Origin of the sequence: Paraburkholderia sp. CHISQ3 (assembly GCF_030464945.1) — a bacterium.
Taxonomy (GTDB): Bacteria; Pseudomonadota; Gammaproteobacteria; order Burkholderiales; family Burkholderiaceae; genus Paraburkholderia; species Paraburkholderia megapolitana.
This window is the reverse complement of record NZ_JALPRG010000001.1, coordinates 322,891-348,314: the sequence shown is the minus strand read 5'-3', so window position 1 is coordinate 348,314 and position 25,424 is coordinate 322,891. Positions and strand designations below refer to the sequence as shown.

Annotated in this window: 21 protein-coding genes and 1 pseudogene; 15 read left to right on the top strand and 7 right to left on the bottom strand. The window is 63.9% G+C overall.

Annotation, left to right across the window (positions count from 1 at the left end):
• The first annotated feature begins 161 nt into the window (after positions 1-161).
• On the top strand, positions 162-1,082 hold the full coding sequence (locus tag M0D65_RS01455; RefSeq protein WP_091010395.1) for a LysR family transcriptional regulator: 921 nt from the start codon (positions 162-164) through the stop codon (positions 1,080-1,082).
• Positions 1,083-1,388: 306 nt separating this feature from the next.
• Here the strand turns inward: M0D65_RS01455 and M0D65_RS01450 are convergent, their stop codons facing one another.
• Both M0D65_RS01450 and M0D65_RS01445 read right to left on the bottom strand, forming a co-directional pair.
• Entirely contained in the window at positions 1,389-1,607 is a 219-nt protein-coding gene (locus tag M0D65_RS01450; protein WP_266250590.1) for a zinc ribbon domain-containing protein, read from the bottom strand.
• Positions 1,608-1,717: 110 nt separating this feature from the next.
• The gene (locus M0D65_RS01445; RefSeq protein WP_266250589.1) at positions 1,718-2,668 is read right to left on the bottom strand and encodes a GlxA family transcriptional regulator; all 951 of its coding nucleotides are present in this window, start codon (positions 2,666-2,668) and stop codon (positions 1,718-1,720) included.
• Positions 2,669-2,785: 117 nt separating this feature from the next.
• On the opposite strand from M0D65_RS01445, the gene M0D65_RS01440 reads away from it, so the two are divergent.
• The 4 genes from M0D65_RS01440 (at position 2,786) to M0D65_RS01425 (ending at position 7,977) form a co-directional block, all read left to right on the top strand.
• Positions 2,786-3,598: an SDR family oxidoreductase gene (locus M0D65_RS01440; protein ID WP_091010400.1), complete on the top strand. Its 813-nt coding sequence runs from the start codon at positions 2,786-2,788 to the stop codon at positions 3,596-3,598.
• A 103-nt stretch (positions 3,599-3,701) separates the two neighbouring features.
• On the top strand, positions 3,702-4,619 hold the full coding sequence (locus M0D65_RS01435) for a LysR family transcriptional regulator (RefSeq protein ID WP_266250587.1): 918 nt from the start codon (positions 3,702-3,704) through the stop codon (positions 4,617-4,619).
• A 291-nt stretch (positions 4,620-4,910) separates the two neighbouring features.
• Complete coding sequence (locus M0D65_RS01430) at positions 4,911-6,350, top strand: gamma-aminobutyraldehyde dehydrogenase (RefSeq protein ID WP_266250585.1); 1,440 nt, start codon at positions 4,911-4,913, stop codon at positions 6,348-6,350.
• 109 nt (positions 6,351-6,459) lie between these two features.
• Positions 6,460-7,977 carry an amino acid permease gene (locus M0D65_RS01425; protein WP_091010406.1) on the top strand — a complete coding sequence of 506 codons (1,518 nt, stop codon included), beginning with the start codon at positions 6,460-6,462 and terminating at the stop codon, positions 7,975-7,977.
• 49 nt (positions 7,978-8,026) lie between these two features.
• On the opposite strand, the gene M0D65_RS01420 is transcribed toward M0D65_RS01425, so the two are convergent.
• The 3 genes from M0D65_RS01420 to M0D65_RS01410 all read right to left on the bottom strand — a co-directional run bounded on the left by M0D65_RS01420 (position 8,027) and on the right by M0D65_RS01410 (position 9,453).
• A complete protein-coding gene (locus M0D65_RS01420; protein ID WP_091010408.1) occupies positions 8,027-8,260 on the bottom strand; it encodes a DUF6723 family protein in 234 nt (77 codons plus the stop codon).
• Positions 8,261-8,311: 51 nt separating this feature from the next.
• Positions 8,312-8,599, bottom strand: coding sequence for a hypothetical protein (locus tag M0D65_RS01415; RefSeq protein ID WP_091010410.1), 288 nt, complete (start codon positions 8,597-8,599; stop codon positions 8,312-8,314).
• A gap of 329 nt (positions 8,600-8,928) precedes the next feature.
• Positions 8,929-9,453 (bottom strand): NUDIX hydrolase, encoded by a 525-nt coding sequence (locus tag M0D65_RS01410; RefSeq protein ID WP_091010413.1) that lies wholly within the window; start codon positions 9,451-9,453, stop codon positions 8,929-8,931.
• Between the two features lie 227 nt (positions 9,454-9,680).
• On the opposite strand from M0D65_RS01410, the gene M0D65_RS01405 reads away from it, so the two are divergent.
• A complete protein-coding gene (locus M0D65_RS01405) occupies positions 9,681-10,271 on the top strand; it encodes a YSC84-related protein (RefSeq protein ID WP_091010414.1) in 591 nt (196 codons plus the stop codon).
• Positions 10,272-10,410: 139 nt separating this feature from the next.
• Here the strand turns inward: M0D65_RS01405 and M0D65_RS01400 are convergent, their stop codons facing one another.
• Both M0D65_RS01400 and M0D65_RS01395 read right to left on the bottom strand, forming a co-directional pair.
• The gene (locus M0D65_RS01400) at positions 10,411-10,908 is read right to left on the bottom strand and encodes a lysozyme inhibitor LprI family protein (RefSeq protein WP_266250581.1); all 498 of its coding nucleotides are present in this window, start codon (positions 10,906-10,908) and stop codon (positions 10,411-10,413) included.
• Between the two features lie 446 nt (positions 10,909-11,354).
• The gene (locus tag M0D65_RS01395; RefSeq protein WP_266250580.1) at positions 11,355-12,509 is read right to left on the bottom strand and encodes an acyltransferase; all 1,155 of its coding nucleotides are present in this window, start codon (positions 12,507-12,509) and stop codon (positions 11,355-11,357) included.
• Between the two features lie 400 nt (positions 12,510-12,909).
• Between M0D65_RS01395 and M0D65_RS01390 the strand changes: the two genes are divergently transcribed.
• The 9 genes and pseudogenes from M0D65_RS01390 (at position 12,910) to M0D65_RS01350 (ending at position 25,401) form a co-directional block, all read left to right on the top strand.
• Positions 12,910-13,155 (top strand): MbtH family NRPS accessory protein, encoded by a 246-nt coding sequence (locus M0D65_RS01390; protein ID WP_266250578.1) that lies wholly within the window; start codon positions 12,910-12,912, stop codon positions 13,153-13,155.
• 3 nt (positions 13,156-13,158) lie between these two features.
• On the top strand, positions 13,159-13,971 hold the full coding sequence (locus M0D65_RS01385; RefSeq protein WP_266250577.1) for a thioesterase II family protein: 813 nt from the start codon (positions 13,159-13,161) through the stop codon (positions 13,969-13,971).
• Positions 13,959-14,927, top strand: coding sequence for a TauD/TfdA family dioxygenase (locus M0D65_RS01380; RefSeq protein WP_091010425.1), 969 nt, complete (start codon positions 13,959-13,961; stop codon positions 14,925-14,927). The genes M0D65_RS01385 and M0D65_RS01380 overlap by 13 nt, the downstream gene beginning before the upstream one ends.
• Positions 14,928-15,005: 78 nt before the next feature.
• Positions 15,006-16,442 (top strand): peptide synthetase, encoded by a 1,437-nt coding sequence (locus M0D65_RS01375; protein WP_266250574.1) that lies wholly within the window; start codon positions 15,006-15,008, stop codon positions 16,440-16,442.
• A gap of 158 nt (positions 16,443-16,600) precedes the next feature.
• A pseudogene (locus tag M0D65_RS01370) lies at positions 16,601-17,380 on the top strand (YqcI/YcgG family protein); the annotation flags it as partial.
• A gap of 512 nt (positions 17,381-17,892) precedes the next feature.
• On the top strand, positions 17,893-19,590 hold the full coding sequence (locus M0D65_RS01365) for a cyclic peptide export ABC transporter (RefSeq protein WP_266250572.1): 1,698 nt from the start codon (positions 17,893-17,895) through the stop codon (positions 19,588-19,590).
• Positions 19,591-19,614: 24 nt separating this feature from the next.
• A complete protein-coding gene (locus M0D65_RS01360; RefSeq protein WP_266250571.1) occupies positions 19,615-20,454 on the top strand; it encodes an ATP-binding cassette domain-containing protein in 840 nt (279 codons plus the stop codon).
• 214 nt (positions 20,455-20,668) lie between these two features.
• Complete coding sequence (locus tag M0D65_RS01355; RefSeq protein WP_266250569.1) at positions 20,669-20,794, top strand: hypothetical protein; 126 nt, start codon at positions 20,669-20,671, stop codon at positions 20,792-20,794.
• Complete coding sequence (locus M0D65_RS01350) at positions 20,791-25,401, top strand: non-ribosomal peptide synthetase (RefSeq protein WP_266250568.1); 4,611 nt, start codon at positions 20,791-20,793, stop codon at positions 25,399-25,401. Before M0D65_RS01355 ends, M0D65_RS01350 begins: the two co-directional genes overlap by 4 nt.
• The last annotated feature ends 23 nt before the right edge of the window (positions 25,402-25,424 follow it).

Genomic DNA, 25,424 nt, shown 5'->3' with positions numbered 1-25,424 from the left:
ATGTCCGGATACCCCGACGAGCCAGACGCCATCTGTTCTATCCACCCCCTCCCGTCGTGTAAGCTTGACGTCTCTGTCACCCCCGTCGACCGGCAACGGCTATCCGCCTGCGCGCATCGTCCGGAGACGCTCGTGATTAACCGGAATTTCAGGGCATAAATATGGACCGCTTCGAAGCAATGGAGATTTTTACTCGCGTCGTCGAGGCGAATAGTTTTTCCAAGGTTTCCGAACTGCTCGACCTGCCGCGCGCGAAAGTGAGCCGGACGATCCAGGCACTCGAGGAACACGTCGGCGTACGGCTGCTGAACCGTTCGACACGCCAGGTCAGCGTCACCGAAGACGGCGCACTGTTCTATGAACGCTGCGTGAGGATTCTCGCGGAAGTGGTCGATGCGGAGTCGTCGCTTTCGAGCAAGCGCGACAATCCAACCGGCATGATTCGCGTCGACACATCGGGCACGCTTGCGCGGGTGCTGCTGCTTCCCGCGCTCGGCGATTTCTATCAGAAGTATCCGGGCATCGAAGTGCGGCTCGGTCTCGCGGACCGCAACATCGATCTGATCCAGGACGGCGTGGACTGCGTGATCCGCATGGGTGCGCTCGAAGAATCGAGTCTCGTTGCACGGCGTATCGGCGATTCGCGCATCGTCACGTGTGCTTCGCCGGCTTACCTCGAACGCTACGGCGTACCGGAGACGCTCGACGATCTCGACCAGCATCGCGCAGTGAACTACGTGTCCGCGCGCAGTGGCAGAACCTTTCCGTTCGAGTACGAGGTGGACGGCGAGAGCGTCAAGGTGCAGATGAAGAGCGTGCTCGCGGTGAACGACGGCAACGTGTACATCGGTGCCGGTGTGCAGGGCTACGGGATTATCCAGCCGTCGCGCTTCATGGTGGCTGAGTTAATCCAGCAAGGTGCGTTGCGGGAAATCCTGACGTCGTATCGCTGTCCTTCCACGCCGCTATCTATTCTCTACGCGCATCGGCGCAATCTCAGCTCACGGCTGCGGGCTTTTGCGGACTGGTTTAGCGAACTCGTGCAGCGCAATCCGGATCTACGGCTACCGACGCACGGTTGAGTGTAGAGAGGGGTGCCGGCAAACCTCGGCGGTCGGCCGGGACAAGCGATTTATCGGCGGCGAAAATGGCCGCTGGAAGGATCGATGAACGTTGCGAATGCAACGAGCGCCAGGATACCAATTGGCGAAGCAATCAGAAAAGCGATCAGCATTTTTTACCCCGTCATTCATGCTTGATTTATGGCATGAATCATCCGCTGAGTTGGCATAACTGAACATAGGGACCCTACATTAAGTAGATTCCCTGCAGCGCGGCCCTGGTGTTTGCGAGAACGGTAATTTCTGCCACGCGCGGTGCTCGCGTAGTCAGCAGCACGAGCATCCTGCGCGGTGTCGCATGCCGTACGACCCCTCGCTGTCGCCGTCGCTGTTGCCGTCGCTTGAGGCGAGCATCGGTGCACCGGTGTGGATACGTTCGACCGCACCACTGCACTGCGGACAATCGACAGGATCATCGCGCTCCGCGATGCGACGCATCACCTCGAAGGCACCGCAATCCGCGCACTCATAGTCGTAAATCGGCATCACGCTCTCACTGGTTCGACGGCCCTTCCAACGCGCAACGCGCATGGCTGCCGACATTCTATCGGCAAGCCGCGAGAATTTCCCTGAACAGCGCACGTGATGCGCACCGTTCACGCGGGTTGCTCATCCTCGGTACGCGACGCGCGCCGGATAGCCTGCGGAGGCTGACCGAACGCCCGCAAAAACGCACGCCGCATCCGCTCGCGATCGCCGAAGCCGGTGTCGCGCGCAATCACGTCGATCGGATGCCGGCCCGATTCGAGCATCAGCCGCGCGGCTTCGATGCGCAGATGCTCGACCGCTTTCCCCGGCGATTGTCCGGTCTCCGAGCGAAACGCCCGGCTGAACTGCCGCGGGCTCAGATGCGCGGCCTGCGCGAGCTGCTCGACCGATAGCTCGGTATGCAGATGCTGCTTCGCATAGGCCAGCGCGGTCTGGATGCGATCGGAACGCGGTTCGAGATCGAGCAGCGCGGAGTACTGCGACTGGCCGCCCGCGCGCCGGTGATACACCACGAGCTTCTTCGCGACGAGCCGCGCGAGCTCGGCGCCCATGTCTTTTTCGACGAGCGCGAGCGCGAGATCGACGCACGCGGTCATGCCCGCCGAAGTCCACACCGGCCCGTCGATGATGAAGATGCGGTCTTCCTCCAGTTTCACCGCCGGATAGGTGCGCCGGAACTGCGCGGCGAACGCCCAGTGCGTCGTCGCGCGTCGCCCGTCGAGCAGACCGGCTTGCGCCAGGTTGAACGCGCCGGTGCAGGTCGAACCGATGCGCCGCACGGTTTGCGCGGCCCGTTGCAGGAAGGCGGTCAGCCCGGGCGGCGGCTCGGATACGTCGTTGTCGCCGACCACCAGCACGGTGTCGAAGCGGCTGTCGTCGAACGCCTGCGTCGCCACCGCAAAGCCCGCCGAACTCAGCACCGGGCCGCCCTGTGGCGACAACAGCACGACGTCGTAGTGCGTTTCGCCCGCGGTAATGTTCGCGAACTCGAACACCGTCGTGACGGAGAGATTCAGCACCTGAAAGCCGGGATACAGCACGAGTCCGATACGCAGCATGGGTTTGCTCCAGCGATGTCCTAAAAAGAGGCATCTATGACATTTGTGCCGCTCGATTATGCCTCTATTCTCGGTTTCATGCAGACCGATACCGGTCGGCCTTACTGGAGAACAGACATGAGCACGACAACTGATAACACGACGCAACACCCCGGCACCGCGCTAATCACCGGCGCTTCATCGGGCATCGGCGCGGTCTATGCGGACCGTCTCGCGCGTCGCGGCTACGACCTGATCCTGGTCGCACGTAACCGCGAACGGCTCGACACGCTGGCCAGCCGCCTGACGGACGCGACCGGCCGCTCGATCGAAGTTGTCGCGGCGGATCTCGGCAAGCGCGAGGACGTCCGTCGCATCGAGGAAATCCTGCGCACGGATTCGAGCATCACATTGCTGGTGAACAACGCCGGCATAGGCGGCGCCGCGCCGCTGCTCCAGTCCGATGCAGACCAGATGGAAGCGATGATCGATCTGAACGTGACCGCGCTCACGCGGCTCACCTACGCGGTCGCACCGAAGTTCGTCGCGCGGGGCGCTGGCGCGATCGTCAACATCGCATCGATCGTAGCGGTGGCGCCGGAGGTACTCAACGGCGTCTACGGCGGCACCAAGGCATTCGTGCTCGCGTTCAGCCAGTCGCTGCATCACGAACTCGGCGCGAAGGGCGTGCGCGTGCAGGCGGTATTGCCGGGCGCGACACGCACGGAGTTCTGGGACGTGGCGGGCCACCCGGTCGACAACCTGCCGCAGGAAATCGTGATGAGCGCCGGCGATCTCGTCGATGCGGCGCTCGCGGGTTTCGATCAGGGCGAACTCGCGACGGTGCCGTCGCTGCCGGAGCTTGCCGACTGGACCGCGTTCGAATCGGCGCGTGCGGCGCTTGGGCCTAATCTGTCGCGTAGCAAGCCGGCCGCGCGTTACGGTGTGTAAGTGACGGCGTGACCGTACGAGCACACGAAGGCACGACGGAGCCACCGGAGTTCAGTCCGGTGGCTCCGATATACTTTGCGCTTCGTTGCCCCGGTCGACGCCCATGTCCCTGTCACTCCGAAGCGTGCGCTATTTCATCGCGGTCGCCGAAGCCGAATCGATCACGGGCGCGACGCAGTCGCTGAACATTTCGCAATCGGTCATCACGGACGCGATCAAAAGTCTGGAGACCGAAGTGGGCACGCAGCTGTTCGTGCGTCACGCGCGCGGGATGGTGCTCACGCATGCGGGCCACCAGTTCCTGCGCCACGCCCAGCAGATCCTCGTCGCCGTGCGCAACGCCGAACAGGCGATGTCGTCGCGGCCCGATACGGTGGTAGGGCGCCTGAACATCGGCGTCACGACGATGATGACCGGCTACTTTCTGCCGTATCTGCTCGATCACTACCGGCGCGTGTTCCCGCAGGTACAGATCAACGTCACCGAAGACCAGCGCAGCTATATCGAGCACCTGCTCGTGAACGGCGAACTTGATGTCGCCGTGCTGATCGCATCGAACATCGAAAACGTTCAGGCAATCGAAAGCGAATCGCTGCTTCGTGCCGCGTGGCGACTGTGGATGCCGGCCAACCACGCATTGCGCAGGCTCGAGAGCGTGTCGCTGCGCGACATCGCCAGCGAGGCGCTGATCATGCTGAAGGTCGACGAACTCGAAGACAACACCACGGCCTACTGGCGTGCAGCCGGGCTCAAGCCGAACGTCGCGATGCGCACGGCTTCAGTCGAGGCGGTACGCAGTCTGGTCGCGACCGGCGCGGGTCTCGCGATCCTGCCGGACATCCTGTACCGGCCATGGTCGCTCGATGGCGACCGCCTGGAAGTGCGCGACATCGCCGAGGACATGCCGAAGATCGACATCGGCATTGCATGGCGGCGCGGGCTCACCCAGTCCGAGACGGCACAGAATTTTCTCGTCGTCGCCCGCGAATACACGCGCAGTCACGCGAAATCCCCCATATAGTTTTCCGATAGTACTCACGTTGCATTCTGTTTGACGGAAGACAGCGCGACGTGTTGCGGCGCTTTCGAGGGTAATCCCGCAAGCCGTGCGTTGCTGCAACTGCAGCATGTCGCTGGATGCCTTCGCGAATTCGGTTTTCCAGATGACTCGTATCTGCGTTTCGGGCTGGCGTTCAAAAAAATCGCGATCCTAGAATCGCTCCATTCGCGGTCGTCTTTGCAATGGCAGTCACGTTTTTTGCCAGCCGGCCGGCCGCAGCTCCTTCCTTTCTTCGACATGAGAGACAGGCACATGGAACAACTCGAACAGACCGGACTATTGATCGGCGGCGCGCTGATCGCAGGCGAAGGCGAACTGGAAGACATCCTGAATCCCGCCACCGGCGAGACCATTGCGCGGGTGGCCGAAGCGTCGATCGACCAGGTGCAGGCAGCGGTTGCCGCGGCGCGCCAGGCGTTCCCCGCATGGGCGAAGACCGTGCCGAAGGATCGCGCGACGTTGCTGCTCAAGCTCGCTGACGCAATCGAAGCGCGCGCCACCGAATTCGCAAGGCTCGAATCGCTGAACTGCGGTAAGCCCTATCTGGGCGCACTCAACGATGAAATCCCCGCGGTCGCCGATGTGTTCCGCTTCTTCGCGGGAGCCTGCCGCACGCAGCACGGTCAGCTTGCCGGTGAATATTTGCCGGGTTATACCAGCATGGTGCGACGCGATCCGCTCGGTGTGGTGGCCTCGATCGCGCCGTGGAACTACCCGCTGATGATGGCCGCCTGGAAGATCGCCCCAGCCATCGCAGCGGGCAACACTGTTGTGCTGAAGCCGTCCGAGCAAACCCCGCTCACCACACTCAAGCTCGCCGAACTTATCACCGCGATCTTTCCGCCGGGCGTGGTCAACGTCGTGACCGGGCGCGGCGACACGGTCGGCGCGCCGCTGATCTCGCAGCCGGACGTGCGGATGATCTCGATCACGGGCGATGTATCGACGGGGCAGAAGGTGCTCGAGGCCGCGTCGCGCACCGTGAAGCGCACGCATCTCGAGCTGGGTGGCAAGGCACCGGTCATCGTGTTCGACGATGCCGATCTGCAACAGGTGGTCGAGGGGTTGCGCACGTTCGGCTACTACAACGCAGGGCAGGACTGCACGGCGGCGTGTCGCGTGTATGCCGGGCCGAAGATCTACGAGAAGCTCGTCGCGGACCTGTCGAGCGCGGTGAGCACGATCCGCTTCGGCGAGCAGCACAGCGAAGGCGTGGAGATGGGACCGCTGATCTCGGAGCGCCAGCGCAGCCGCGTCGCGAGTTTCGTCGAGCGCGCGGCGAGCCAGAGTCATATCGAAGTGACGGCGGGCGGCAAGGCCGCCGGGTCGCGCGGATTCTTCTACGAGCCCACGGTGATCGCCGGAGCGTTACAGGCCGACGAGATCGTGCGGCGCGAAGTGTTTGGACCGGTCGTGTCGGTGACGCGCTTCGACGATCCCGCGCAGGCAATCGACTGGGCCAACGATTCCGACTTCGGTCTCGCCAGTTCGGTCTGGACCCGCGACGTGAGCCGCGCGTTCAAGGTTGCCGCCGAACTGCAATACGGTTGCACCTGGATCAACTCGCATTTCATGCTGGTGAGCGAGATGCCGCACGGCGGCATGAAACGCTCCGGCTACGGCAAGGACATGTCGGTGTATGCGCTCGAAGACTATACGTGCGCGCGTCATGTGATGGCGAAGTTCGAGTAGTGCCGTAGTGCCGGGTCACGTAGTGGTAGCGGTAGCGGTAGTGGTAGTGGTAGTGGTAGTGGCCTTCGGTTCATCCATCTTGGTAGTCCAACCGATCACGAGGTAAATCATGGAACCTCTGCAGCAGGGCGACGCGCCAGGCGCGCTCGACCACGACGCCAGGCAACTGCAAAGAATGGGCTACAAGCAGGAACTGTCGCGCAGGATGGGCGGCTTTTCCAATTTCGCGATTTCGTTTTCGATCATCTGCATACTCGCGGGCGGCATTACCGCGTTTCCGCAGGCACTGAGCGCGGCGGGCGGCGCGTCGGTCGGGATCGGCTGGCCGCTCGGCGCGTTGTTCGCGGGCGTCGTGGCGGCCGCGATGGCGCAGATCGCGTCGTCGTACCCGACCGCGGGCGGGCTGTATCACTGGAGCTCGATTCTCGGTAACAAGGGCTGGGGTTGGGCGACTGCGTGGTTCAACCTGCTCGGCTTGATCTTCGTCGTCGCGTCGGTGAATTTCGGCGTCTACGATCCGTTCTTCAAGACGCTCGTGGCGCCGCTCTTCGGCATCAATCCCGACTCGCTGACGTTCTGGCATCAGACCGCGTTCATTGCCGTGATCACGTTTAGCCAGGCGTGGCTCAATCACAGCGGTATCAAGATCACGACGCTGCTCACCGACATTTCCGGCTATCTGATCTTTGCGATCGCGGTGATCCTCACGCTGGCGCTGCTCGGTTTCTCAAAGACACCGTTCGATTTCGGGCGGCTCGTCGACTTCACGAACTACACCGGCTTCGACGGCGGTGCGTGGCCGAAAGAAGGCATGGTCTCGGCGTTCCTGTCCGGTCTGCTGCTGACCGTCTATACGATCACCGGGTTCGATGCGTCCGCGCACACCTCGGAGGAAACCCACGACGCCGCGCGCAACGTACCGAAAGGGATGTTGCGCTCGGTCGGCTGGTCTGCGCTCTTTGGCTACATCATGGTCTGCGCATTCTTGCTGGTGATGCCCGACATCAAGGAAGGCGTGAAAGCCGGCGGCGGCTTTTTCAACGCGCTACTCGGTACGCTGCCGACGTGGCTGCGCGTGCCGCTCGGCATCGGCATCTTTCTGTCGAACTACCTGTGCGGTCTCGCGTGTCTGACCTCGTGTTCGCGCATGATGTATGCGTTCGCACGCGACGGCGGCTTGCCCGCATCGCGTGCTTTGCGCCGCGTCAACGATACGCATCGCACGCCGGGCACGGCGATCTGGGTGTCGGCGGTGCTCGCCATTGCGGTGACGTTATATGGCGATGCGTTCGCGGTGCTGTCGACGGGCAGCGCGGTGTTTCTCTATGTGTCGTATGTGATGCCGGTGGCCGCCGGGCTCAGCGCGGAAGGCCGCACGTGGGTGCACAAGGGGCCGTTCAACCTCGGTGTCTGGTCGAAGCCGGTGGCGCTGCTGGCGGTGCTCGGCGGGGCCGTGCTGGTGTACGTCGGCATCCAGCCGCCTAACGAGAAGGTGCTGTATATCAGCTTCGCGCTGGTGGTGGCGATGGCGGTGTGCTGGTATGGGCTTGGCGTGCGCTCGCGCTTTACGGGGCCGCCTGAAGTGAAGGAGGAACTGCCCGCCGATGTCGAGGCAGCGGGGTCCTGAAGTGAGGCTATGAGGACTGTCGACACGCGCTGCCATTGGCAGCGCGGTTTCATTCCGGCACTGCGATGTCGCCGTCGACCAGTTGCCGCCCGTAGGTCTCGGCAAAACTGATTGCGCTTTCCGCATCCGCGCACAACGGCATGTCCGCACAGCCGCGAAACGGATAGATCACGCGCTTGTCGGACAGGCGGATTACTTTTAGTGTCGGAATGGAACCGCTCGACGTGCGTCTGTACGACGCAGCCACCGCGTAATCGTCGCGGCTGCGTTCACGGTGCTGCATGGGCGGCTCCTGTTCTGACGTCGCGGCGAGTTTCGCTGGGCAGCGCGAACCTCAACATATGTCGTGGACCGATTGCCCGTCCACTTCGCCGTCGATCAGCCGCTCGGCGTACGCGGTCGACGCCTTGCGCGCCTCGCCCGCCGACAAGAACGGTGTCTGCTGCGGAATCGGGTACACACGGCTCGCGGTCTGCGAATCGTCGTCGCCGCGGCGGCATATCTTCACGGCGGCGTCGAAGCCCGCAGCGTAGTCATACGATCCGGTCGCGCCGCGCGGCGTGTGAGGGTAGACGAGTGGATGGATCTCGAGACCTCGGTAGGTTCTGACAGTGTCGTTCATGATGAAGTCCAGGGTTAGCGCTGTCGCTCGCAATGAACGGGCGGCGTGACAGGGCGGCGCGAGCGGACGGCGCACGGATCGGTCAGGCGGCACATGCCGCGGGTTTCGCAATGAACCCGCCATCGCGCAGCGCAGGGATTGAATCGGCGGCCAGGAGACCGGGCTGTCGGACTGTCGCTTCCTCTGGAAACGAACCGGGATGAACGGGGTAGGGGAAGAGGATTTCGGCGTGCCGCGCGCAATCGCGACAGGGCGGGAATCGACACTCATACGACGTAAAAGTCGAAGCGATGCACGGAGTGTACCACCCGGCCAGGAGCGGGTTTTGCTTATCGGAGCGACTGCTTGCCGCGTTTTACGGCATGGCCGCGCTTCCTTGTCGGCGCATGCTCGTGTGCCCCGAGCGTGCCGGCGTTCTGTTTGCGCAGTCGGCGTCGGGCGGCCCGCATTCCTTCATGCGGCCGTTTGAGCGACGCGTGCGCGTGTCCCATTGCGTGCCCCATCAACTGGACGATGCCGCGGGTCGAGACGCTCGCGGGCAGCGACGCGATGCGGCTGACCGGAAACCAGCCGCAGCGTTCGATCTCGTTGGCGGGCTTCGGGATGGCGTCGCCCGGCAGCGTCGCAACAAACACGTAGTGCCGGGTGCGGATGCCGCCGAACTGGAACAGATAGGTCACGTTCGTCGCATGCAGCGACGTTTCCTCGCGCAGTTCGCGCAGCGCGGCATCGCGCAGCGTTTCACCGGGCTTGACCCTGCCGCCCGGCAACGCCCAGCGGCTCAATGTCCGCGCGACCAGCAGCACATGGCCGGCCTCGTGACAGATCACCGTCGCTCTATGCTTGATTGCCATTTTGTCCGGCGTGTTGGGTGTCTTTGCACTTCCTGTGCCTGCATCGGGTAGTTGAACGTCGCGAACCTCATGCTCATGGCGCGGTCCATAACGGGGTCGACGGAGTCACGCACAGTCCGCATACTCCGCTATCGATGATATCGGGGAAACCGAGTGTACCCAACCGGTTGCGGACGAATCGAAAACAGACTTCAATGCGATAACTCTTTATTAAAGGAAACCAGACCATGCGTCGACGTCAATTCATCGCGGGCAGCAGTGCAATTCTTGCAACGGGCGGTCTTGCGCTGACGGGTTGTACGACTACGTCGCTGAGCGCGCGCGACGGCACGAGCGAAGACACCGCGAAACGCGCGACGATCAACACGGGGATCGACTCCACGCTTGCACGTCTCTACAACTCGGTCAACGGCTCGCGCGAACTGATCGGCAAGGCGCGCGGCGTGCTCGTGTTCCCCTCGGTGATTGCGGCCGGCTTCTGGATCGGCGGGCAATACGGCGAGGGCGCACTGCGTGTGGACGGGCGCACGACGAGCTACTACACCACGGTGGGTGGGTCGTTTGGTTTGCAGATCGGCGCGCAGTCGAAAGCGATCATCTTCGCGTTCATGAACCAGGAAGCGCTCGATCGTTTCCTGCAAAGTCAGGGCTGGGCAGCAGGTGCCGATGCGACGGTCGCCGTCGTGAAGGTCGGTGCGAACGGCAACATCGATACGTCGACGGCGGCCAGTCCGGTCGAGGCGTTCGTGCTGACCAACGCGGGGCTGATGGCCGGCATCTCGCTCGAAGGGACCAAGATCTCGCGGCTCGTCATCTAAAAACACGTGCGATGGGACCGCGAGGGAAGATCCTCGCGGCTGGCGGTTCATGGCTTCCGATGACGAGGACACCGGCTCACCGACACCTGTCGCACCACCGCTGAGGGGGCGGGCGACGCCCCCACCGCACGCTGAAAACCTACTGCTGTGCGTGTAGCGTGGCGCGGTCGGCGGCCTTGAGCTTGAGGATCGCGTCCCGCGCGGACGGGTCGAGGTCCTGCTCGGCAACGCTCGTCTTTAGCGCCACGACCTGGGCCTGCTGACCTTCATTGAGGTCGGCTTCGAGTTCGCCGATGCGACGGTTGTACCAGTTGACCACACAGGTCTTGTCCTTGCAGTTGTGCTGACGCCATTGCCACTGGTTCACGCGGTCCGCCTCGAGCGCATCGCGGTCGGGTGTCGCATCCTTTGCGCGTTGATAGACGGTGGCGAGTTTGTCGTCGAGTGACGACAGCGTCGGGTCGCCGCACACGAGCCGTTCGGAACTCGACGCATTCTTCGGGCACTGAAAGCTCGCTGCCTGTGCGAGCGTGGCGTAGCTGCCCGCCGACAGCGCCGCCAGCAGCACCGCCGCGCCGAGGGAATGTCGGGCGAGGCGTGCTTGCCCGATGGTGTCGATAAGGGTTTTCGTCCTCATGCTGATCGCTCCGTTTAGGGGTTTAAAGGCCGCTTCAAGTAATTCGATCCGGCTGGCCGGGTGAGGCTTCTGCATGGCATCGACGTGTGGCTCCAGCGTTGTCAGTGGCAGGTGATGGTGCAGGCGATACTGCTCACGGCCGCTACCGCTCCGACCGCGCTGCCCGCGAGGAACGTCTGCCAGGACGTGGCGCAGCCCTGCATGTTCAGCAGGGAAACGATGAATAAGACAACGATGGATCGCCGCATGTCCTGAAGCCCGCAGAGAGTGCCTTCGATACGTCGAGCGCTGCGCGATGCAGCGTCGCTCGATCACGTTCGGATCGAATTATCGTTATGCCGCTGCGATGGAATGGGGGGAACAGCGTGGGATGTCTGGCGGGGCTTACGGGGTGTTGCGGGGTGGAAGGAATCGGGCGCGGGTAAGGGTGTGAAAGATGTCGACTGTTATCCCGCGCGCGCAGCGCTACCGACAGGCCGCCCGGCCAGTCGACGCCTGAAATAGCGGTTCAACGGCTCCGCATAGAACCGCGCGATCGCCGCGGCCAGCACAGCCGCGAGCGCGAAAAACAGCGCCATCAGAACCAGCTTGTCGTTACCTGCCGTCTGGTGCGGTGGATAGACGGTGCGCAGCGCCCCGAGCGCGATCAGATGGAACAGGTACAGCTCGTAGCTGTGGCGCCCAAACCAGGCAGGCAGTGCGGCGGCCCACACACGCGGGTCCAGGCGGTTGCGCACAGCAGCCGGCTCGTCGAGCGAACCGAGCATCAGCACGGCGGTGCCGAGCGCCATCGCGGTCACACCGAACACATGGGTTTCGCCGATCGGCCCGGACAGGTACAGCGCCACCATGCCCACCAGCGCGACGAGGCGCAGCAAGTACGCATGACTGCGTTGCAGAACGATGCGCGCGTCGAGCAGCGCGGCACAGCAGCCAATCGCGATGCCGTCGAACGATGCAAAGTAGGCGTAGAGAAAACCCGCCTCATCGCCCCGATGCGCGAAGCGGTACAACGGCCCGACGATCACGATCAGCGTCCAGAACACGAACAGCGCCTTCTCGCGTCGTAACAGCAGGCACAGCAGCGGGAACGACAGGTAAAACACTTCCTCGACCGACAGCGACCACAACACGCCGAGCGCGTAGTTGAACCAGCCGTGATGTGCGATCAGCACATTCATCCAGAACGTCAGCGACGCGAAGTTCACGAGCCAGAACGACAGCATGTCGCCGTTCTCGGGCCGGTTCTGGAAGATCTCGATGCCCGCGAACGCGAGCAGGTTGACGGTGACGAGCAACAGTACGAGGCAGGGCAGGATGCGCGCCGCGCGCAGTGTGTAGAACGTGCGCGCGTCGACGTTGCGCAGCGACGACCAGCGACGCAACGCATTCGACGTGATCAGGAAGCCCGACACCACGAAGAACGCGGTGACGCCGTAGTTGCCGTTGCGCGCGACGGCACGAACCGCATCCCATCCGAAGGTGTTCGCAAGCCAGGTATCGCGCAACGGGTACGCGATGTTGAAGTGATGGAACAGCACGACGAGGATGGCGATGCCCCGGGTGATGTCGATCTGCTGACTGCGTCGGTTATTGCTCATGCGGCGGTTCGCCATCGAAGAAGAACGGACACGGCGTCGTCGGATCGACCACGCCAGCGCCGGAGTTTATCGGCTTTCCGCCCGCCGTTGGGCTCAATGCGCATAACCGTTCAAAGCCGCGCGGCATATCTCTCATCGCGCTAGAACGAACTCGCCGAGGTTCTTTTTCCTGTCACCATTTATCTTGAAACTCCTTGACAAAGGTCTGGCGCGGCACTAATTTACGCGTCTTAAACAACAATGATTCTCATTTGCGCCAAGCCGCATAGCGGCAGGTCATGAGAATGCATGAGTTTTCCGGGCTAACCGGCCCGCCTCGTTTCCGTCGCGCGGCATAGTCGATGAGAAGCTGAATGATACTTATTTCGCATAGCATTTCGCACATTTACGGAGCGTTCGAATGAGCTGGGGTGACGAGAACACCAATTTTCACGTCGTGATCAACGACGAAGAGCAGTACTCGATCTGGCCGGACTACAAGGCCATCCCGGCCGGCTGGCGCGAAGCGGGCAAGTCGGGCAAGAAGGACGAATGTCTCGCGTGGATCGACGAAGTGTGGACTGACATGCGTCCGCTCAGCCTGCGTAACGCGATGGCCGAGAGCGATGCGAACCCCGCCGCCCGTTCGGGATCGCCGGCGGCCTGACCGATGACTGTTACCGTTGGACCGTCCGCCGTGACGCCGTCCGTTACGTTGATCTGTCTCGCGCACGCCGGCGGCAGCATTGCGCTGTATCGCGAATGGCAGCGGCGTCTGCCGTCGTCGGTGCGCGTGCATACGCTCGAATTGCCGGGCCGCGGCGCCCGCCGCATGTTGCCCGCTCATACCGAATGGCCTGCATTGATCGATCAGCTCTGCGCGGATCTGCGCGGCCAGGTCGATACGGCGCGTCCGTTCGCGGTATTCGGTCACAGCATGGGCGCGCTCGTCGGACTCGAACTGATTCACGCGCTGCGGCAGCGTGACGGCTGTTCGCCGGTGTGGTTCGGTGCGTCCGCCACGGTCGCGCCGCGGCGGCGCAAGACCGAAACGCACTGGATCGATGCGCCGCACGACGTCATGGTCGACATGCTGCATAAGCGCGGCGGTACGCCCGCCGAGCTGCTCGCCGACCGCGATTTCCTCGACCTCGTGATGCCGGTAATGCGCGCCGACTTCCATCTGTGCGGGCTGCATCCGCGGCATGTGGCGCAGGCCGCGCGCGCGCCGCTCGACTGTCCGGTGTCGGTGCTGATCGGTCGCGACGATAGCGCGACCGCCAATGCCGACGACGTCGCGGTCTGGTCGCACGAAACGCGCGGCCCGTGCACGACGCACATGTTCGATGGCGGCCACTTCTATCTCGACGACACGCCGGACCGGGTCCTCGCGTGCGTCGCCACTTCTCTCGCGGGCGCGCTTGCGCCGCCGATTCACGTCACGCCTGCGCAACCGACCAAAGGCGAAGCATGGATGCATTGATCAGCAATGATGTGCTCGGCGAAAGTGTGCTCGAGCAAAACGGCACCCGCGTACTGGTGGTGAGCGCGAAGGAGCGCATCAGCCTCGACACCTGCCTGCCGCAGATCCACGCCATCGCCGCACGGGCGAAGCCGGTTTACGGCGGCGTGTTGCTGCGCGGCTTCGACGCACTCGGCGCGGGCGGCCTCGACCGCTTCGTCGCGAGTTTCGGCTCGCCGCTGCTTACGTACGAATTCGGCTCGACGCCGCGCAGCCGTGTCGAGAAGGGCGTGTATTCGTCGACCGAGTATCCAGCCGATCAATGGATCGACCAGCACAACGAGCAGTCGTACACGCGCAAGTGGCCCGCGACGATCTGGTTCTACTGCGAAATCGCGGCAGAGCAGGGCGGGGCCACGCCGATCGCCGATAGCCGCAAGGTGTACGAGCGGCTCGATCCCGCGCTGCGGCGTCTGTTCGCCGAACGCGGCGTGATGTACGTGCGCAATTACGGCAACGGACTCGATCTGCCGTGGGAGCAGGTGTTCGGCACCGACGATCGCGACGAGGTCGAAGCGTATTGCCGCGTGCACCGGATCGACCTCGAATGGCTCGACGACGGCGACGCGCTGCGCACGAAGCAGGTGTGCCAGTCGGAGCTGCGTCATCCGGTGACGGGCGAAACGGTCTGGTTCAACCAGGCGCATCTGTTCCACATTTCGAATCTGCCGCTGACTTTGCGCGAAACCCTGCTCGATGTGGTCGATGAAGACCGCCTGCCGCGTAACACGTATTTCGGCGACGGCACGCCGATCGACCTCGCATTGCTCGACGAAATCCGCGCGGTGTATCGCGACACGATGCTGTCGTTCGACTGGCAGCCCGCCGACGCGCTGCTGCTCGACAACATGTTGATGTCGCATGGCCGCGCGCCGTTCTCGGGCAAGCGGCGCGTGCTGGTCGCGATGACCGGCTGAGCGCCGTCGCGCGCCGCGCCCCCCATTCACTTCCGTATGCCTCCTACGCCAGGACCCCAGCAAAAGGATCGACCGATCATGACGCAATCACTGCCACCGCTCTTTGCCTTCTCGCCATTCGACGGGCAGAGCGAACACTACGTCTCGCTCATCAAGCAGTTCTCCGCCGCGCATGCGTTTCGCAGCGCGACTGTCGACGAACTGCTGCTCGACGACGACTACCATCGTCGCCCGCTGCGTCCCGAGGACTTCGAGTTCCTGAAGTTCATGAAGCCGGTGCGGCCGCATAACGTGAGCCGCCTGCCGGCGCTCGCGTCGAACCGCACGCTGCTGTCGATTTACGAGCTCGACGTGATGCGTCTGCCGCGCAGCGGCGAGCCCGCCGAATGGCAGCATTTCTCCGACTTCTACCGCGACGACACCAAAGTGCTCGGCGCGCAGATCGCGCCGTTCCTCGAAGCGTATGCGTTCGAATATCTGGCCGAAGGCGTCGATGGGACCGAAGACGTGTCGTCGGCAAGCGCACGCCTTGCGCAGATCGTCGACGACGAAACCGCGTTCTGGAGCGAAACCTTCGGCCGGCTGATGCGCAACGACTACCTCGAGGAAGGTTTGCGCTTCATCATGGTTCAGTGCTGGGCGCTCGCGCTGTCGAAGCGCCGCGCGGTCGCGCAGGCTGCGGCGAGCGGTTTCTTCGACATGCTGCCGCCGCAAGAGCGACCGTCGCTCACGGGCGATCTGCCCGACGACGCGCTGCTCGAACGGGTAGCCGCCGCCTGTGGTGTGACGCGCCAGCAGCACGCGTACTGGCAGTTCTATCTGCCGACCAGCATGGCGAAATGCAACCTGCTGTATGCGCTCGCGCGCCGGCCCGATCGCGCGTTCGGTTTCATCGGCGCGGTGTTTGCGGCCGAAGCCGAATGGGTCGCGTTCGGTCTCGCGCTCGAACGGGCGTGCGCGCATCTGCAGCCGGCCTCGCGCCAGCCTGCCGATGCCGCCGCACGCAAGGCCGAGCTGGTCGCGCGTTTCGCGAACGCGCAGCGGCGCATCGTCGAGCGCTTCGGCGCGGCCGCGTCGGGTCAATGTGTTCAGGGCGCAATTGCCGGGCAGCGACTGGCGGAACGCGGTCGCTGGGATCTCGGCGAACAGTTGCGCTGGCTCTCGTCGATTCGCCGCTACGTCGAATTCGCGCAGCGCATCAGCACGCGCATCGATGCCGAGTGTCCCGACATCGATCGCGAAACCTTCATCGAGCCGCACGAGATGTGTTCGACGACGCACGTGCACAACGATCACCGGCTCGTCACGATCCAGGAAGGCGAGATGCTGTTCTGGGGCAACGTCGGCATGCAGTTGAAGATGAACCAGGGCGACATGGTGCTGATTCCCGATGGCCGGCTGCACGGGTCGACGGTGGTGTCGGGCGAATGTACGTATCACCAGCCGATCATTCCGGACGACTGGGTTCAGGCGCTCGTCGCCGAACTCGAGCAGCCCGCGGAAGCGGCTGCCTGAAGCTTTGTGAACGAGGCGCTACGCCGCCTCTCTCCGATGCGCCTCGACAGAAGGCGCCGGTTCTCCCCACAGGTGCTGTATCGACTGCCCCAGCCGAGTGCGCGGGGCCCTATGCATGCGCGCGGCGCATGCGTAACCGTTGGCTGAGAACGAGAGAGATGACGATGGAATCAAGCAATGTCGGCGTGACGAATTTCGACGGCTTCGTGGCCGAAGACTGGAAAAGCCGCATCATCGACGGCCGCGCGACCGGTGCCGCGGTGACGCTGCCCGCGTGGCTCGACGCGTCGTACGAGACGCTGCGCGAACAGGTGATGCATCCGGAGTACCCGTGTTTCTTCGGCACGATGGCGGAAAAACGCGGCGAGATGTTCTACGCGTTCGTGAACGGCAAGGACATCGGCACGCTGCCCGCGACGATGCAGACGTTCGCCGAACTCGCGTCGCTGCCGCAGTACCGGAAGAACAACATCGCGGTGTTTTTCGAGCCGGATGCGCAGCCGCTCACGCATGACACGTATCACGATCTGTTCTGGAACATCCTGCAGACCCTGCATAACGTCGACCCGGACCCGAGCGCCGCGGACCAGCCCGAACCGTCGCATGAAGACTGGGAGTTTTCGTTCGCGGGCGTGCAGATGTTCGTCGTGTGCGCGTGCCCGTCGTTCAACGAGCGGCACAGCCGCAATCTTGGGCCAGGCATGGTGCTGCTGTTCCAGCCGCGTAGCGTGTTCGTCGATACGATCACGAACAAGGTGATTGGCCGCGAAGCACGCAACCAGGTGCGCAAGCGCCTCGAGACGTGGGATGACGTGTCCGCACATCCGGACCTCGGCTTCTACGGCGATCCGGGCAACCTCGAGTGGAAGCAGTACTTCCTCTCCGACGACAACACCGCTGCCGCCGATCGTTGTCCGTTTTTGCGCAGGCAGAAAGAGGCCGTTGTTCCTGCGACGGCGCAGGTATCGCAGGTTCCGCACGTGCCTCATGCGTCGCCGGTGCTACAGGTGCCGCAGCCTGTTCACACCTCGCACGCCGCACACGTCGCGCAACCGCTGCATGGCCATCGCGACACACCGCATCTGCCGCACGCTCATCCGCACCCGCATGCCCACACCCATGCGCAACAGTCCGCCGAAGCCGAGGCGAGCCACGCACCCGGCACGTCGTGGCGGCCGGTGGTGTCCGGCGAGCGCGCGGGTGTGTTCGAGCATGGCGATGCGCGGCGCGCTGCCGAGCGGCCTCATGCGGGTGCTCTCGACAGGCACGACGGCAACAACGACGAATAGGATGTAGCGGTCATTTCGTCACGTGAAAAACGCGTTCCTACGGCTCGACGGTCACTGTAAATAAGAATGATTGTCATTGTCGTGAACGCATCGTTTCGTTACCATTGGCGCTCTTGAGAAGCTTTTTAGCGTCACGTAGTCGCAGCACATAAAGGAATTTCATGTCCCTGCTCTGGTATCTGGTCCGCCATTCACGCTGGGTGCTGGTGGTCGCACTGCTGACCAGTCTTGTCAGCGGCTTCGGCAACGCGGCACTGCTGGCGCTGATCAACCAGGCGCTCAGCGCACCCGCCGACAGCATCACCAGACTCGGTTTGCAGTTTCTGGTGATCGGGATTGTCGTGCTCGTTACGCGCACGCTGTCGGCAACGCTCTTCATGTACCTCGGCCAGAAAGCGAAGGCGACACTGCGCATGCGCACGATCCACCGCCTCGGTGAAGCGTCGTTTCCGCATCTGGAGAAGCAGGGCGCGGCGAAGTCGCTCGCTATCCTTACGCAGGATCTCGACCAGATCGTCATTTTCTTCACGAGCATGCCGACGCTGGCGATGCAAAGCGCGGTGATCCTTGGCTGTCTCGTGTATCTCGGCTACCTGTCGTGGCCGATCCTCATTGCCGCTATCGTGACGATCTTCATCGGTGCGCTCGGTTTCCGCCTTGTGAATGCGCGCGGCATGTTCCATCTGCGTGCGTCGCGGCGTCGCGAAGACGACCTCGTCAAGTATTTCCGCGCGCTGTTCGACGGGGCAAAGGAACTGAAGCTGCATCGTGCGCGTAAGCAGGCCTTCATCGACGACACGCTCGCGACCAACGTCGAAGCCGTGCGCGTGCAGCGCACGCGCGGCTACGTGCTGTACGCGGCCGCGGCAAGCTGGGGCAGTTTCGTGCTGTTCGCGTTCATCGGCATTACGATCTTCGTGCTTGCGCGGCGTTTCGTGCCGGTCGATCTGCACGTGATGTCCGGCTACGCGATCGTCTTTGTCTACATGATTGCGCCGATCGACGGCGTGCTCTCGGCGATTCCGAACATCGGCTCCGCGCGCGTCGCACTCGAGCGCATCGAGCAGGTCAACGCGGAACTGCCGATCGAACAGACGCTCGACGCCGCACCGGCCACTTCGTTCGACAGCATTGCGCTCGAAGGCGCCACGCACAGCTACTTCCGCGAAAAGGAAAACGAGGTCTTCACGCTCGGCCCGATCAACCTGGCGTTCCGTCCCGGCGAACTCGTGTATCTGATCGGCGGCAACGGCAGCGGCAAGACCACGCTCGCGAAAATGCTGGTCGGCCTGTATGTGCCGGAAAGCGGCCAGGTGCTGCTGAACGGCAAGCCGGTCGACGAAGCGCATCGTGACATCTATCGCCAGCACTTCTCGGTCGTGTTCAACGACTTCTACCTGTTCGACAACCTGCTCGGCATGCGTGTGGACGGACTCGATCAGCACGCGCAGCAACTGCTGCGGGAGCTGCAGCTCGATCACAAGGTCACGGTGAAGGACGGCGCGTTTTCGACGATCGATCTCTCGCAGGGTCAGCGCAAGCGGCTCGCGTTGCTGGTCGCGTATCTCGAGAACCGGCCGTTCTATGTGTTCGACGAATGGGCCGCCGACCAGGACCCGCTGTTCAAGGAAGTGTTCTACAAGCGCCTGCTGCCCGAACTGCAGGCGAAGGGCAAGACGGTCCTCGTCATCACCCACGACGACCGCTACTTCCATCTCGCCGACCGCTATATCAAGCTCGATTTCGGTCAGGTGGTCGAACAGGGAAGCGGCAGCGAACTGCAGGCGGCAGGCCACCACGGTGCCACGCAATCGCATGCCGGGCACGGCGCGTTTGCTGCGCCTGAAGCTGCGACCTGAAGCCCCCACCCGAACGAATTCATCATGAACGCAAACCCATCGCTGCTCGAAGCCGACGCAGCCGTCACCGAAACAGGCGTCGCGACTGCCGTGCCGATGTACGAACTCGACGACGTGTCGTTCCGTGTGGGCGAGCGCACGCTGCTGCATCCGCTCACGCTCACGCTGCCGACGCAGCGTGTGTGCGGCCTGATCGGCCACAACGGCTCCGGTAAATCCACCTTGCTCAAGCTGCTTGCGCGCCAGCAGGAACCGGCGAGCGGTACCGTCCGCTTTGGCGGACGTTCGCTGCGCGAATGGGACAACCGCGCGTTCGCGCGCAAGGTTGCGTATCTGCCGCAGCAGCCGCCGGCCGCCGAAGGCATGACCGTGCGCGAACTGGTCGCGCTCGGGCGCTACCCGTGGCATGGCGCGCTCGGTCGCTTCACGGGCCGCGACAGCGAGAAGGTGCACGAAGCGATGCAGCTCACCGACCTCTTGCGCTTCGCGGATCGCACCGTCGACAGTCTGTCGGGTGGCGAGCGGCAGCGCGCATGGATCGCGATGCTGGTCGCGCAGGACAGCGAATGCCTGCTGCTCGACGAACCGATTTCGGCGCTCGACATCGCGCATCAGATCGAAGTGCTCGATCTCGTGCGCAATCTGAGCCAGCAGCGCGGCCTCGGTGTCGTGGTCGTGCTGCACGACATCAACATGGCCGGCCGCTTCTGCGACGATCTGATCGCGTTGAAAGGCGGCAGCCTGCTCGCGAGCGGCACGACCGCCCAGTTGATCGAAGGCGAGACGCTCGGTGCGATCTATGGTGTGCCGATGGGTACCGTGCCGCATCCGCGCGGCGGCCTGCCAATCAGTTTCGCGTACTGATACCTGCTTCACGCGGGCGCTGGTCTACCCGCTTCTGTTGTACCTGCTGCATCAGGCGTCTCAAAGAAGGCGCCGTTTTTCTCCCCACAACTTGAGCGATTGAGCGCCCGCTACCCTCTGCGGTGGCCGGGGCGCGCTATTTCCTGTCGCCTTCGCCGTTCTGCCGCAGATGCGAGGAACGGCCGCGACGGTCGACGAACACGAGGAGAGAACGATGTCACTGATCGACATGCAGCGCCGGCAGGCCAGTGGGGCCGGCACGCAGTGCGCGGTCCGCAAGGCTGTCTATGCGTCGGTGATCGATGCTGTGGCGCCTCGCAAGAAGGAGCGTGTGCTGTGAACCAGACAGTTCTGCTGGGCGACGTTCATCCGCTGACTGCCGTGCAACGCGAAATCTGGTTCGACCAGGCCGTGCATGGAGACGCGCCGATCTACAAGATCGGCGGCTATGTGCAGATCGACGGTCTCATCGACGCAGCGCGTTTCGAGCGCGCGGTGAATCTGCTCGTGCAGGCGCACGACACGCTGCGCCTCGTGCTCGTACCCGGTCGCGACGAAGACGGTGTGCCGCAGCAGGCGATTGCGAAGACGGTCACCGTCCGTGTGCCGTTGCACGATTTCTCGTCCGCTGCCGATCCGCACGCCGCCGCCCGCGCCTGGGCCGCGCAGCGACTGGCCACGCCGTTTCCGCTGAACGGCGAGCCGCTCTTCTGTTTCGAGCTGGCGAAGCTGGGCGACGCGTGTTTCTGTCTCGTGCTGAATTTCCATCACCTGATCGTCGACGGCTGGGCGATCGAACTGCTCACCGGTTCGCTCGCGGAGATCTACAGCGCGCTCGAAGCGAACGGAGCAAGCGAACTGCCAGCACCGGACACTCCGTCCTACGTCGAATTCATCGAACACGATCTCGCGCTGCGCGCTTCCCCGCAATTCGAACGGCACCGTGCGTACTGGCTCGACAAGTATCGTTCGGTACCCGATCCGCTTTTCGAGCCGCGCTACCGCGAACGCTTCAACGGGTTGACCGCGCCGGCCGGCTATCACACGCTGGCGCTGCCGCGTGCGTTCTACGAGCGCATCATTGCACTCGCTCGCGCCTGCGAATCGACACCGTTCCACGTCATGCTCGGCGTGCTGTACGTGTATTTTTCGCGCACGGCGCAGCGCGACGATTTTGCTGTCGGCGTGCCGGTCCTGAATCGCCCCACCGCCAGAATGAAACTGACGGCCGGCATGTTCACGGGTGTGAGCCCGGTGCGTTTGCAGTTCGACGGCGCGCTGCGCTTTGACGAACTGCTGCGCTCGATCGCCCAGGTGCTCAAGCAGGACTACCGGCATCAGCGGTTTCCCGTGAGCGAGCTGAACCGGTCGCTCGGCCTGCGACAGTCGCAGCGCGCCCAGGTGTTCGACCTGTCCGTCTCGTACGAACGCGATGACCACGATCTGCGCTTCGGCAGCAGCGGGGCGCATGGCTACCGGTGTTCGAACGGCCACGAGCAGTTGCCGCTCGCATTGAATATCCGCGAGAACCGCTTCGATGAGCAGGCGTGGATCCATTTCACGTATAACCGCGCGTACTTCGAGCGCGACGAAATCGAAGCGCTCGGCGCGCGGTTCGAACATCTGCTGCACCAGGTACTCGACGATCCGCGCGTGGCGCTTGCCTCGCTCGCGTTGCCGACACCGGCCGAATCCGGTCAGCTCAAGCAGTGGAACGCCGAGACAGCGGACTTGCCGCAGGACGAACTGTTGCACCGCCTGTTCGAGGCGCGTGTAGCGGAAGCACCGGATGCCATCGCGCTCGGGCACGAAGGTCGCTACCTGACATATGCCGATCTAAACGCGCAGGCCAACCGCATCGCGCACAAGCTGATCGCGCGCGGTGTGCAGCCCGACAGCCGCGTGGCGATCTGCGTGGAACGCAGACCGACGATGGTCGCGGCACTGCTCGGCATCCTGAAGGCGGGCGCCGCCTATGTGCCGCTGGACCCGGCGTACCCGGCCGAACGCCTTGCCTACACGCTGCGCGACAGCGCGCCGGTGGCCGTGCTCGTGCAACGCGATACACGTGACTTGCTCGGCGAACAGGCGGTACTGGCGATCGACCTCGATGCTGACATTGCCAGCGACGCACCCACGCATAACCCCGTCGTCCCTGGCCTGACCGCTGAGCACCTCGCCTACGTGATCTATACGTCGGGCTCGACGGGGCAGCCCAAGGGCGTGATGGTCGAGCATCGTAACGTGGCGAATCTGCTGCATTCGATGCGGCAGACGCTGCGCCCGGAGGTACCCGCGCGCATGGTCGCGTTGACGACGCTCGCGTTCGACATTGCCGGGCTCGAACTCTTCCTGCCGCTCGTCAGCGGCACGCAAATCGTTCTGCTCGATCGCGCCACCGCGCTGGACCCGTTTGCGCTCGACGCAGCAATCCGCGAGAGCGGCGCGACGATCATGCAGGCGACGCCTGCGACCTGGCGGACGCTGCTCGATTGCGGCTGGTCCGGTGCGCCGGACTTGAAGGCGCTGTGCGGTGGCGAAGCATTGCCCGGCGAACTGGCGCAGCGCCTGTCGCCGAAGGTGGCGGCCTTGTGGAACGTGTATGGCCCGACTGAAACGACGATCTGGTCGACTGCGGCGCTGGTGAATTCGGGACACGTCGACACGCACGCATCGGCGCCGATCGGGCGGCCGATAGCGAACACGCAGATCTATGTTCTCGACGGCGCGGGCCAGCCGGTGCCGGTGGGCGTGTCGGGTGAGCTGTACATCGGCGGAGCAGGGGTGGCGCGCGGTTATTTCAACCGCGACGATCTGACGGCGGAGCGGTTCCTCGTGGACCCGTTCAGCGACGCGCCCGGTGCACGAATGTACCGCACAGGCGATCTGGCGCGCTTCCTGCCGGACGGCAACATCGAGTACCTGGGGCGCAACGATCACCAGGTGAAGCTGCGCGGGTTCCGCATCGAGCTGGGCGAGATCGAGGCCCGGCTGTCGCGTTACGACGGTGTGCGCGAGGCCGTCGTGATCGCGCGCGAGGATACCGCGGGCGATAAGCGACTCGTGGCGTACTACACGGTGGCGGAACAACCGACGCACAACACAACGGCCGCAACGCCCGTCGATGCCGAACAACTGCGTACGCATGCAGGCGCCGTGTTGCCCGAATACATGGTGCCGTCGGCGTATGTGAAGCTCGCCGCATTCCCGCTGACACCGAACGGCAAGCTCGACCGCCGCGCGCTGCCGGCGCCGGAAGGCGACGCTTATGCGGCTCGTCGTTACGAGGCGCCGCACGGTGAAACCGAACAGGCACTCGCCGACGTCTGGTCGCAGTTGCTCGGCGTGGCGCAGGTGAGCCGGACCGACAGCTTCTTCCAGCTTGGCGGTCACTCGCTGCTCGCGTTGAAGGTCGTTTCGCGGCTGCGGCAGCGTCTGTCGCGCGACGTGCCGCCCGATCTGCTGTTCAGGCATCCGACGCTCAGCGCATTCGCCGCGGCGCTCGACGCTACTTCGACTACTACTTCGCAAGAGCGCGCGCTGTCGCCGCGCGGTCTGCGCGATGCGCCGTTGTCGTTGCCGCAGGAGCGTCTGTGGGTACTGTGGCGGCTCGATCCGGATAGCGCCGCGTACAACGTGTCGGGCGCGCTCGAACTCGACGGCACGTTCGATGCGCAGGCCGCGCAACGCGCGATCGATGCGCTCGTGCAGCGTCACGGCATGTTGCGTACGCGCTTCGGTGAAATCGACGACGTACCGCGTCAACTGATCCTCGCGCCGGAACGCAGCGCCGCCGCATGGCGCTGGGAAACGGTAAACCTGCAACAGGCCGATCACACATCGCTCGCCACGCAATTACGCGTGCGTGCTCGCGAACCGTTCGATCTCGAACACGGCCCGCTATTACGCGCCACACTGTTCGCTCTGGCGCCGCAGCGTCATGTGCTGCATTTCGTCATGCATCACATCGCGTCGGACGGCTGGTCCATCGACGTGCTGCTGCGCGAATTTGCCGCGGGCTATCGCGCGGCACGCCGCGGCGAAGCTGCCGATCTCCCGGTGCTGCCGGTCCAGTACGCCGACTACGCAGCCTGGCAGCGCGAGCGTTTTGACGGCGCGGGCAGCGCGTTGCTCGACGCGCAACTCGGCTACTGGCGCGACCGCCTCGCGGGTTTGTCGTCGGTGCTCGATCTGCCGACTGAGCACGACCGCAGTCGCTCGTACGATGCGCGCGGCGCCCGTGTTGCGATGCGGATTCCCGCGCCGCTCGCGGCGCGGGCCGAAGCGCTCGCGCGCGAAGCGGGGGCGACGCTCTTCATGGTGCTGCTCGCCGCACTCGACGTGCTGCTGTACCGCTACAGCGGCGCCACCGATGTGCCCGTGGCGGTACCGGTTGCCGGCCGCGACCGGCTCGAGACCGAAGGGCTGATCGGCTTCTTCGTCAACACGCTGGTGATGCGCACTGCGCTCTCCGGTGCGCAACCGTTCGCCACATTGCTGGATCAAGTACGTGCGGACAGCATCGCTGCGCAGGCGAATCGCGACGTACCGTTCGATCGCATCGTTGCCGAATTGCAGCTCGAACGGCGCGCGTCCGGCAATCCGCTCGCGCAAGTGAAGTTCATGCTGCACGACGGTTTCGATGCATCGGTCGATCTGGACGGCGTGCAATGCCGCCTGCTCGACGCCGATGCAAGCGACGTGCGCTTCGAGCTGGCGCTCGATGTGGCGCGCGGCCCGCACGGACTCGACTGCACGTTTACCTACGCAACCGGCGTCTACGACGAAGCGTTCATCGTGCAGTTCGCACAGCACTACGCCGACCTGCTCGCACAGGCGGTCGACACGCCGCAGCGCGCGCTCGGCGATTTCACGCTGCGCGATACGGAAGAAGGCGACGAAGTCGTCGCCGACGCGTTGCCGGTGCCGAGCTTCGGCATGTCCTGACGTAGCCCCCTTTTACTGTTGCC

Excerpts from the sequence above, each read along its gene's own strand:
- M0D65_RS01385 (WP_266250577.1), top strand. The coding sequence starts at position 13,159 with ATGACTGTTACCGTTGGACCGTCCGCCGTGACGCCGTCCGTTACGTTG.
- M0D65_RS01405 (WP_091010414.1), top strand. The coding sequence starts at position 9,681 with ATGCGTCGACGTCAATTCATCGCGGGCAGCAGTGCAATTCTTGCAACG.
- M0D65_RS01380 (WP_091010425.1), top strand. The coding sequence starts at position 13,959 with ATGGATGCATTGATCAGCAATGATGTGCTCGGCGAAAGTGTGCTCGAG.
- M0D65_RS01455 (WP_091010395.1), top strand. The coding sequence starts at position 162 with ATGGACCGCTTCGAAGCAATGGAGATTTTTACTCGCGTCGTCGAGGCG.
- M0D65_RS01425 (WP_091010406.1), top strand. The coding sequence starts at position 6,460 with ATGGAACCTCTGCAGCAGGGCGACGCGCCAGGCGCGCTCGACCACGAC.
- M0D65_RS01430 (WP_266250585.1), top strand. The coding sequence starts at position 4,911 with ATGGAACAACTCGAACAGACCGGACTATTGATCGGCGGCGCGCTGATC.
- M0D65_RS01435 (WP_266250587.1), top strand. The coding sequence starts at position 3,702 with ATGTCCCTGTCACTCCGAAGCGTGCGCTATTTCATCGCGGTCGCCGAA.
- M0D65_RS01450 (WP_266250590.1), bottom strand. The coding sequence starts at position 1,607 with ATGCCGATTTACGACTATGAGTGCGCGGATTGCGGTGCCTTCGAGGTG.
- M0D65_RS01415 (WP_091010410.1), bottom strand. The coding sequence starts at position 8,599 with ATGAACGACACTGTCAGAACCTACCGAGGTCTCGAGATCCATCCACTC.
- M0D65_RS01360 (WP_266250571.1), top strand. The coding sequence starts at position 19,615 with ATGAACGCAAACCCATCGCTGCTCGAAGCCGACGCAGCCGTCACCGAA.
- M0D65_RS01375 (WP_266250574.1), top strand. The coding sequence starts at position 15,006 with ATGACGCAATCACTGCCACCGCTCTTTGCCTTCTCGCCATTCGACGGG.
- M0D65_RS01440 (WP_091010400.1), top strand. The coding sequence starts at position 2,786 with ATGAGCACGACAACTGATAACACGACGCAACACCCCGGCACCGCGCTA.
- M0D65_RS01400 (WP_266250581.1), bottom strand. The coding sequence starts at position 10,908 with ATGAGGACGAAAACCCTTATCGACACCATCGGGCAAGCACGCCTCGCC.
- M0D65_RS01355 (WP_266250569.1), top strand. The coding sequence starts at position 20,669 with ATGTCACTGATCGACATGCAGCGCCGGCAGGCCAGTGGGGCCGGCACG.
- M0D65_RS01390 (WP_266250578.1), top strand. The coding sequence starts at position 12,910 with ATGAGCTGGGGTGACGAGAACACCAATTTTCACGTCGTGATCAACGAC.
- M0D65_RS01445 (WP_266250589.1), bottom strand. The coding sequence starts at position 2,668 with ATGCTGCGTATCGGACTCGTGCTGTATCCCGGCTTTCAGGTGCTGAAT.
- M0D65_RS01395 (WP_266250580.1), bottom strand. The coding sequence starts at position 12,509 with ATGAGCAATAACCGACGCAGTCAGCAGATCGACATCACCCGGGGCATC.
- M0D65_RS01365 (WP_266250572.1), top strand. The coding sequence starts at position 17,893 with ATGTCCCTGCTCTGGTATCTGGTCCGCCATTCACGCTGGGTGCTGGTG.
- M0D65_RS01420 (WP_091010408.1), bottom strand. The coding sequence starts at position 8,260 with ATGCAGCACCGTGAACGCAGCCGCGACGATTACGCGGTGGCTGCGTCG.
- M0D65_RS01410 (WP_091010413.1), bottom strand. The coding sequence starts at position 9,453 with ATGGCAATCAAGCATAGAGCGACGGTGATCTGTCACGAGGCCGGCCAT.